This window comes from Actinomycetota bacterium, assembly GCA_023488435.1.
Classification (GTDB): Bacteria; Actinomycetota; Coriobacteriia; order Anaerosomatales; family UBA912; genus UBA912.
In genome coordinates this window covers 1-8,995 of record JAMDCK010000041.1, presented here as the reverse complement: position 1 = coordinate 8,995, position 8,995 = coordinate 1, and the positions used below count along the sequence as shown (strand labels likewise).

The window sequence follows — 8,995 nt, the reverse complement described above, 5'->3', positions numbered from 1 at the left end:
CTGGGATATCGAGAAGGTCACGCCCAAAAGAAGCCCGACAGCGACCACATCACCACGGACAACCCCAGCAGCGTGATGCCGATGATCCCGATCCGCTGCATCGATACCCTTCCTGTGTGCCTAACGTTCTTGCGGATAACCCGCGAGCGAAGCGAGTCGGGTTGATCCGCGGGTTAGGTGGGCCACCTACGCCTTGCTGTCCCCGATTACCTTGACCAGGAAGTCCACCGCATGCTGATTGTAGATGCTTGGCGTCGCCGCTGGGATATGCCCTGTATCGCGAAAGCGATCCTCTTGGCTCTTGTTCCGGAAGTTGTACGCGGAATAGCGGGTGTTGTTCTTCAAGTCGTTGTCGCCGATCGCGCGCCACACGTCGTGCTGCGTTGCCTTGGGGCATCCGGCGCACACTGCTGCAGCGAGCTCGGTGGCTGAGTACGGATACTCCTTCGTCAGGTTCTGCTTCACATGCTTGACGACCTCCACCGATTCCACGGGAACGACGTCACCAACCAGCTTCAACGTCGGAGCACCCGTTCGCTCCTGGAACTCGCCCTCGCGCACGAAGCTCAACTTGCTCGCCAGGTCCTGATCTACGACCAGAATCTGCGAAGCGCCCTTCTCGATCAGCCCATTCTCTGTGTCGAGAATCGCCGCATTCTGAGGACCGGCGCGGCCGATCTTCTCCATCAGATCTAGCCAGTGTCGATTGTTCTGGTCGATGCGCTGATTGATGATCAGCTCCAGCTCTGCAGACTGGATGCGCTGAGTCCTACCGCCGTAGCGGTAGTAAACCTCGCCGTTCTTGATGATCTGGTCCTTGCCCTCGTCCTTCCGCGCAATCACCGGCTTGCACTTGGACTCATGAACGCGGAAGACACCAAAGGTCTTGCCTCGATACTCGATTGATGCCTGCTCCCACACAATCTCGGAGGAGAAGATGTCAAGCAGATAGCCGCTGATGCGCTCGGGATCGATTTTCTCGAACTGGGCGCGCGAAGTCCTAGATAGGCCGCCGAGTTCGCGTGGCTTGTCCTTCACACCGAAGATGAGGTAGCCCCCGCGGTTGTTCGCGAAAGCTGCGAAGTCTCGGAAGTAGTCTGCCAACCCGGCGAGGTTGAACTGCTCTTTGAACTCGAGCTCCTGACCTTCCCTATGGTACAGCCGCCCCTGCCGCGTGCGCAGAAGCTCGCGGATGTAGCTCTCATCGATCAAGCCCTACTGCACCTCCATCAGCCCAGTGGCCGCCCACATCAGAACTCGATTTCCACCCACCCCGCCGACAGCAGCTCGGCCTGCTCGATCACCGTGTCGGTCGCGGCCTTCTGCATGTCCGGCGGGTAGCCGTACTTGCGGAGCAGCCGCTTCACGGTCACACGCATCTCCGCGCGCACGGTCTCCTTGATGGTCCAGTCGATCTTCGCCTTGCCCCGGACCTCGCGGACGAGCTCCGCCGCGAGCATCTTGAGCTTGCCATCACCCATGATTGAAACAGCGCTCTCATTGGCCGCCAGCGCGTCGTAGAAGGCGACCTCGTCGTCACTCAGACCGAGTTCCTCGCCCCGGCGCTGCGCCTCCTGCATCTGCTTCGCGAGTTCGATGAGCTCCTCGATTACCTGCGCCGCCTCGATCGCCCGGTTCTGGTACTTGCGGATCGAGGCATCGAGCAAGTCCGCGAATGAGCGCGCCTGCACGACATTCTTCTTGAATCGCACACGAATCTCATCGTTCAGCAGCCGGCGCAGCGTCTCGACCGCGAGGTTCTTCTGCGGCAGATGCTTGACCTCCTCGAGGAACTCGTCAGAGAGCACCGAAATGTCGGGCTTCTCCAAACCCGCCGCAGCGAAGATGTCAATGATTCCATCCGAGACGACCGCGCGCGAGACGAGCTGCCGAATCGCACCCTCTACGTCACCGCCTGCCCCAGGCATGGGGCCGTCGCCTTTGCGTAGCGCAGCGGCGATCGCCTGGAAGAACGCCACGTCATCACGTATTCCGAGCGCCTCCGGCGAGGGCACAGCGAGCGCGAAGGCTCGCGACAGCTCCGCCTCGACCTGCAAGAATCGCTGCTTCCCGTCAGGCTGGCTCAGCACCTGTTCGAGTGCCGCCCGATTGATGAGGGTCAGCTTCTCGTGAGAAGCAGCGGTCTTCCAGTCGCTCCAGTCGAACGGGTGCATGATCCCGCACGCGACCTCATGCTTCTCCAGCATGATCGCAACGGCCTCGCTCTGGTCGAGCGTGGTGGTGCCGCGGCCGCCGCTGTCGGTGTAGTCGGCGAGCGCTCGCTTCAGCTCGTCCGCCAGACCGAGGTAGTCGACCACCAGCCCGCCCGGCTTGTCCTTGAACACACGGTTCACCCGGGCGATAGCCTGCATGAGGCCGTGGCCCTTCATGGGCTTGTCGACGTACATCGTGTGCAGCGACGGCGCGTCGAAGCCGGTGAGCCACATGTCGCGCACAATCGCAATCTTGAACGGGTCCGCCGGATCCTTGAAGCGGTTCGCCAGAGCCTCGCGCCGGGCCTTGTTCCGGATGTGCCCCTGCCATTCGAGAGGGTCGGATGCCGAGCCTGTCATGACTACCTTGAGGGAGCCCTGAGCATCGTCTTCCGAGTGCCACTCAGGACGCAGCTTGACGATCTCGTCGTAGAGCTCGACCGCGATGCGCCGGCTCATCACCACCACCATCGCCTTGCCGTCCATGACCTCAAGCCGGCTCTCGAAGTGGCCAACCAGATCCGCCGCGATGGCCGTAAGGCGCGTCTTGGTGCCTACGATCGCCTCAAGTTGCGCCCACTTGGACTTCAGTCGCTCGCGCTTCTCGACCTCTTCGCCCTCGGTGACTTCCTCGAAGTCAGCGTCAAGGTGCGGCCGCATGCCCTCATCGAGCTCCAGCTTCGCGAGACGGCCCTCATAGAAGATCGGGACGGTCGCCTTGTCATCAACTGCACGCTGGATGTCGTAGACCGAGATGTAGTCGCCGAAGACAGCCTGCGTGTTCTTGTCGGTCGACTCGATCGGCGTTCCCGTGAACCCGATGAACGACGCGTTCGGAAGCGCTTCTCGCATGTGCTTGGCGAACCCGTCGATGAAGTCGTACTGGCTGCGGTGTGCCTCATCGGCGATCACGACGATGTTCGAGCGGTCCGAGAGAAGCGGATGGTCGCCGCCGCGTTCATCCGGGAAGAACTTGTGCACTGTCGTGAACACGACGCCGCCCGCCTCGCGCGTGAGCTTCGCGCGCAGGTCCTGACGATCCTGAGCCTGTTCGGGGGGCTGCCTCAGGAGCTCGCGACACCGAGAGAAGGTGGAGAACAGCTGGTCGTCCAGGTCGTTCCGGTCGGTGATCACGACGATGGTCGGATTGCGCATGAGCGGTTCTGAGACCACGCGACCCGAGTAGAACGCCATCGTGAGCGACTTGCCGCTTCCCTGGGTGTGCCACACCACCCCGATGCGATGGTCGCCGAGGGCGCCGCCGCCCCCTCCAGAACCCTCTTCCGCAGCGCGCAGCGCGGTGTCACTTGCCGCGCTCGCGCGCAGCGTCTGCTCAACCGCACGGTTGACCGCGTGGAACTGGTGGTAGCCGGCGATCTTCTTCGCGATACCTGAGGCCCCCCCGTCCTCGAAGACGATGAAGTGCCGCACCAGGTCGAGGAAGCGGCGCTTGTCGAACATTCCGCGCACGAGCACTTCGAGCTGTGGCATCCATTCGGGCGCGAGCGTCTCGCCTTCGATAGTCTTCCACGGCATGAAACGTTCCGCACCCGACGTGATGGTGCCCGCCTGAGCCACGAGTCCGTCCGAGACGACGAGGATCTCCGAGAAACGCATCAGCGAGGGGATCTGAGACTTGTACGTCTGCAGCTGGCGGAACGCCTGGTTGATGTCGGCTTGCGGGTCCGCGGCGTTCTTCAACTCAAACACCGCAAGCGGGATGCCGTTCACAAAGACGACGACGTCAGGCCTGCGGACGTGGTCGCCATCCTTGACGCTGTACTGGTTGGCGACGAGACAGTCATTGGCCTCCACGTCATCGAAGTCGATGAGCCGTGCCTGCACGTAGCCGGTCGAACCATCCGCGCGGCGGACCTCGACCGGAACCCCGTCGACGACCATGCGATGGATCTCGCGATTGACGGCGGAGAGTGATGGCCCAGTGCTGCCGTGCACCTTGCGCACCACTTCATCGATCGCCTCGGACCCGAGGTCCGGGTTCAGCGTCGCCACGGCTCGCCGCAGACGCTCGACGAGAAGCACCGCCGAGTAGTCGGCGCGCTCCGGAGCCTCCCCGTCAGGTGCGATGGCCGGGCCGTTGATGACCTGCCAGCCGAGGTCCTGGAAGTAGTGGAGCGCGGCCTCCTCCACATCGGACTCGTACAGCCATGACCCGTCCATCAGGACGCCTCCCCGTCTGTCGAGGTTGGCACTTCGATGCGGCCGTCGAGCAGCGGCGGCAGTAGGGTGTCGCGAATCTCGCGCAGCGTGTCGTTCTCGGACTCGAGGCACTCACGGAGTTCCTGCATCGGAGCGACCGCTTTGGTGAACTCCTCGACGAGGGATGCCGGCGGCACAACGACCTTGGGCGCTTCCAGGCCGTCGAGCGGCAGCATGTTGACCGTGGTGCCGTTGGTGAAGCCCGCAAGCACACGGTGCATCCGGGCGTCCCGCAACAGCCAGTAGAGGTAGGCAGTGGTCAGGGGCGAGCGTGGCCGCGGGCGCACGCGATAGAGGTGATGGCTGAACAGGCCGGTTTCGCCGAAGCACCGCGGAACCAGGGCGGGGTAGCCAATGAGCAAGAATCCAAATCCCTGCTCCGTGTTGGTCACGACTAGGTCGCCGGTACGAAGTGTATGGCGCTCCTTGTAATCGCCCGTGTACCTCTTGAGACCATCCCGCTTGTAGCCGCCGCCCTCGTAGACCGAGTTGAGGTTGTGCATCGGCAGTCCGCCGCCGTCGTCCGTGAGTCCTGCACCCGAGTAGCTCAGGCCGCGAACGGCATCGACGTGCTCGCCCAACCGCTCGACCTTCCAGCCCTCCGGCAGCCCTTCGCCGCCGGACGGCCATGCGCGCCCCGCCGGCTCGACAAACCACTTCCGGAACAGCGTTTGCGCGATGCCGTCGAGCGTCTCCGCCATCCGCCGGTTCAGCTCGATTTTGTCGTCCAATGCCGCGAGTATGCCTGCGATGGATTTCTGCTCATCAATGACCGGGAGTGTCACCCGGATGTTCTTGAGCGCTGAACCGGACAACTCACGGAACGTTGTACCAGTCGCGTGACGCTCGAGTTCTGCGGTGTTCGCCGAGAGCCAGTAGTAGAGGTATTCGGAGTCAACCCGAGGGCCGGGAATCAGGCTCCGAAAGCCCTGATTGGTAGACACGGCCCTTCTGGCAATCGCGACGTAGCCGACCGGCGCCCTCGTTGAGAGCAACACCGTGCCCGCCGGCACCAGCCGCGCCGAGGAGTTCCGTAGGCCGTGTTCTGAGATGTTGCGCTCGCCTCGCTCAACGTAGCGAGGGTGATCACCAGACAGGTCGCGAGGCGTCAGCCACGGAACGACGCCGTCCCAGTACTCGGCGACCTTGGTCGACGGCGTGCTACCGCCTGCCACTTCAGCGACTTCACCGATCGCGACTGACTGCCACCTAGAGTCCATAGCCGATCCTCTCCAGGTTCGCCCGGATGGCGGCATCCAGACGCGCAGCCTCGCTCATCTGTTCTGCGAGTTGCGCGGTCAGCCGCTGCATCTTGTCGTCGAGGGGCTCGCCGTCCTCCTCGATCTCAGGCGCCCCCACATAGCGCCCAGGAGTGAGCACGTGTCCGTGCTCCCGGATCTCCGCGAGGGTGACCGACTTGCTGAAGCCGGGTACGTCGGCGTACTCGGCGTCTGCGCCGGGGTCCCCGCGCCACGCATGATACGTACTGGCGATCTGCGCGATGTCCTCGGCGGTCAGCTCGCGATGAGTGCGGTCGACCATCGTGCCCACGTCGCGCGCATCGATGAAGAGCACCTCTCCTCTCCGGTCGCGCAGACGGTTGTTGTGCTTGTCGCGCGCGAGGAACCACAGGCACACCGGGATCTGCGTCGAGTAGAAGAGCTGTCCCGGCAGCGCCACCATGCAGTCCACAAGGTCGCCCTCGACGATGTTGCGGCGTATCTCACCCTCGCCTGACTGCGACGAGGACATTGAGCCGTTGGAGAGAACGAATCCGGCCGTGCCGGTGGGCGCCAGGTGAGAGATGAAGTGCTGCACCCAGGCGAAGTTGGCATTGCCCTTCGGAGGCACCCCGTACTGCCAGCGGCGATCATCCTTGAGAAGCTCGCCATTCCAGTCAGAGTCGTTGAATGGAGGATTGGCCAGCACATAGTCGGCTTTGAGGTCCGGGTGCCCGTCCGCGTGGAAGGTGTCCCCGTGCGCGATGTTAGCCTCGATCCCGCGAATCGCGAGGTTCATCTTCGCGAGGCGCCATGTCGTGTAGTTCGACTCCTGGCCGTAGACGCTGATATCGCCGACGCGACCGCCGTGCTCTTCGATGAACTTCTCCGACTGCACGAACATGCCCCCCGAGCCGCAGCAAGGGTCATAGACACGACCCTTGTACGGCGCGAGCATCTCGACGAGCAGGCGCACGACGCACTGCGGCGTGTAGAACTCGCCGCCCTTCTTGCCTTCGGCGGACGCGAACTGCGAGAGGAAGTACTCGTACGTACGCCCGAGGACGTCCTGACTGCGACTCGCTCGGTCGCCGACAGTGATGTTGCTGACCATGTCGACGAGCTGTCCGAGTCGCGACTTGTCGAGGCCGGGACGCGCGTAATCACGTGGCAGAACGCCTCGCAGGGACTTGTTATCACGCTCGATGGCCAGCATCGCCTCGTCAACGACCTGACCGATCGTCGCCTGCTTCGCCGCGTCCTGCAGCACAGACCAGCGCGCATCCTTGGGAACCCAGAAGACGTTCGCTGCGCGGTACTCGTCCGGGTCTTCCGGGTCAGCAAGCGGATCAGCCTCGAGCTTCGCGCGCTGCTCCTCAAAGGCATCGGAGATGTACTTGAGAAACAGCAGACCGAGCACGACGTGCTTGTACTCGGCAGCATCCATGCTGCCGCGGAGTGCGTCGGCGGCCTTCCATAGCTGCGCCTCGATGGGAAGCACGGCGCGCAGCTGCTGCACCGGTTTGTACTTCTTGCCGCGAGCGGCCAGCCACGCCTCGATCTCGGCCGAGTCGAAGAGCGCGATTGCCGCATCTGGTGGCGAGACCGGTGAGGGGAATGCGTCGGGAAGCCTTTCGCCAGTCTTGGAATCCTTGACCGGATAGCGGTCCCGCCAGTTCGAGACGGCGGAGAGACCGACACCTGCCATGTCCGCGACCTCTTGGAGGGTGACCGTCTTGACGCTGGCGGCAAGCGGGGCGGTGCCGTCCTGGTTCACTCGGTCCGTGGTGCTCACTATGCGACCCTCCTCAATGCTGCCTCGCCGATCGGCTCAGGCAGGTCCGGTATACGAATGACCGTCGCTGCAACGCGAGCAAGACTCGCCGACAGCGATGACTCCCTCGAAACGACAGTGACAGGCACGCCCGCAAGGCGCAACGAAGCGGCGATGCCGGTGAAGATGTGGTCACCCGAGCCGATAACGACTCCGTCGAAACGGCGCGTGACGTCCGTGACGGTGACTGCATCGACGAGGGCCAGGTCCGCGCCGTCGAACCCGCGGCCGACGAGGATCCTCGCATCAGGAGCAGCGGTGTGCGACGGAATCGCCAGTTGGGGGCTGCAAGCCACGATCACGTGATCATTGCGACTGGGTGCCGTAGCCTCGACGTATTCGCACATCGCAGTCGCAACAGATTCATCGGACACATGCGACCCACCGCACAGGTTCTCGACGTCCACCAGATGGAGCTTCCGACCCTCCGGGACCCAAGCGGCCGTACGATGGTCTCGAACACACGCTGCGGTACTCATGGGGACCACCCCCTCACTGCCGTGAACCGACTTCACGCCGCAGTATAGCTGTGAAGTCACATCACAGTCAAGGGGTTGTGTGAAACTATTTCACGGGTGCCCTCTCCATCAGCGTAGAGCATGGACTTGAGCGCTGCAAGCCGGACACGACACGTCTAGGCATCATCCAGGTACTGGGCAGCGGCAAGGCGATGAGCGCGGATTCGCGAGAGGTCATAGTCCAATAGGCCAGCCCTCTGCTCGCACCAGTCAAAGTAGGTTGGCAGTTGGGTCTTGAGCGCTTGGGCCTCCGGAGATGTGCCAGGAACGTACCACTCCCACCAAATGTGCGAGCGCTTCCTCTCTGCAGGCGTGAGGTATTCCGCGGCCGACTCATGCACGAAGACCCCGAATGGCGGTGCCTGGCGCTCCGATTGTGCAGCGAACACCACCGGCATACCGATCAATATCGAGTCCTTGTAGGCTGCGTTCTGTGGTGACTGTTGGAATACGGCACTTGCAGCAGCGGAAACATCAGAACCGTGAATCACGGGTCCGTACGCAACCGCGCACTTGACCAAGAAGCGATGCTCCTGCTGGGGCTCAGAGGCGTGACAGTGGGCAAGGCGTCTGAACGCTCCCGCGAGGAAGTCGCGCATCTGGCTGCGAGACTCAGTCACAACGTAGACGCCGTCCATCACGGGGTAGAGTCGGAGTCCGGGGTAGTTCGTCGAATCCTCGAGAGCAGTAACGTGCAGCTTGAAGACGAAGTTGGCCGCCACCGGCAATGATCGGAGCATGGCGCCCTTCGCCCCCATCACATCGAGCCATGCGACGTACGCTGGCGTGGGCACTGCCGGCAGATGCTGCGCATTGAACCACGGTGCATTGATTGCGTCGGGCATTCCGCCTCCTTGGCCCCACCTAACGTCTCTGCGCATGAGCCGCGGCCAACGACTTGCGATGATGCGCCTCCCGCGTGCTTTCGTGATGCGCCAGTCGCATCATACGGCGCTTGCGCCGTCGGCTCGATGCGCTTGTTCGACAGAC

The 8,995-nt window shown here is 63.1% G+C and carries 6 protein-coding genes; all 6 read right to left on the bottom strand.

Annotated elements, in window-relative coordinates:
- Positions 1-186: 186 nt before the first annotated feature.
- The 6 genes from M1617_06370 to M1617_06345 all read right to left on the bottom strand — a co-directional run bounded on the left by M1617_06370 (position 187) and on the right by M1617_06345 (position 8,850).
- Positions 187-1,212, bottom strand: coding sequence for an ATP-binding protein (locus M1617_06370; GenBank protein ID MCL5887895.1), 1,026 nt, complete (start codon positions 1,210-1,212; stop codon positions 187-189).
- 38 nt (positions 1,213-1,250) lie between these two features.
- Entirely contained in the window at positions 1,251-4,394 is a 3,144-nt protein-coding gene (locus tag M1617_06365) for a type I restriction endonuclease subunit R (protein ID MCL5887894.1), read from the bottom strand.
- Positions 4,394-5,653 (bottom strand): restriction endonuclease subunit S, encoded by a 1,260-nt coding sequence (locus M1617_06360; GenBank protein MCL5887893.1) that lies wholly within the window; start codon positions 5,651-5,653, stop codon positions 4,394-4,396. Before M1617_06360 ends, M1617_06365 begins: the two co-directional genes overlap by 1 nt.
- Positions 5,643-7,100, bottom strand: a complete 1,458-nt coding sequence (locus M1617_06355; protein ID MCL5887892.1) for a type I restriction-modification system subunit M — start codon at positions 7,098-7,100, stop codon at positions 5,643-5,645. Before M1617_06355 ends, M1617_06360 begins: the two co-directional genes overlap by 11 nt.
- A gap of 347 nt (positions 7,101-7,447) precedes the next feature.
- Positions 7,448-7,966 (bottom strand): hypothetical protein, encoded by a 519-nt coding sequence (locus M1617_06350; GenBank protein ID MCL5887891.1) that lies wholly within the window; start codon positions 7,964-7,966, stop codon positions 7,448-7,450.
- Positions 7,967-8,121: 155 nt separating this feature from the next.
- The gene (locus M1617_06345) at positions 8,122-8,850 is read right to left on the bottom strand and encodes a hypothetical protein (GenBank protein ID MCL5887890.1); all 729 of its coding nucleotides are present in this window, start codon (positions 8,848-8,850) and stop codon (positions 8,122-8,124) included.
- Positions 8,851-8,995: the final 145 nt, after the last annotated feature.

What these genes read in the sequence shown, in the direction of transcription:
- M1617_06365 (MCL5887894.1), bottom strand. Translation starts at nt 4,394, where the DNA reads ATGGACGGGTCATGGCTGTACGAGTCCGATGTGGAGGAGGCCGCGCTC.
- M1617_06360 (MCL5887893.1), bottom strand. Translation starts at nt 5,653, where the DNA reads ATGGACTCTAGGTGGCAGTCAGTCGCGATCGGTGAAGTCGCTGAAGTG.
- M1617_06355 (MCL5887892.1), bottom strand. Translation starts at nt 7,100, where the DNA reads ATGGATGCTGCCGAGTACAAGCACGTCGTGCTCGGTCTGCTGTTTCTC.
- M1617_06350 (MCL5887891.1), bottom strand. Translation starts at nt 7,966, where the DNA reads ATGAGTACCGCAGCGTGTGTTCGAGACCATCGTACGGCCGCTTGGGTC.
- M1617_06345 (MCL5887890.1), bottom strand. Translation starts at nt 8,850, where the DNA reads ATGCCCGACGCAATCAATGCACCGTGGTTCAATGCGCAGCATCTGCCG.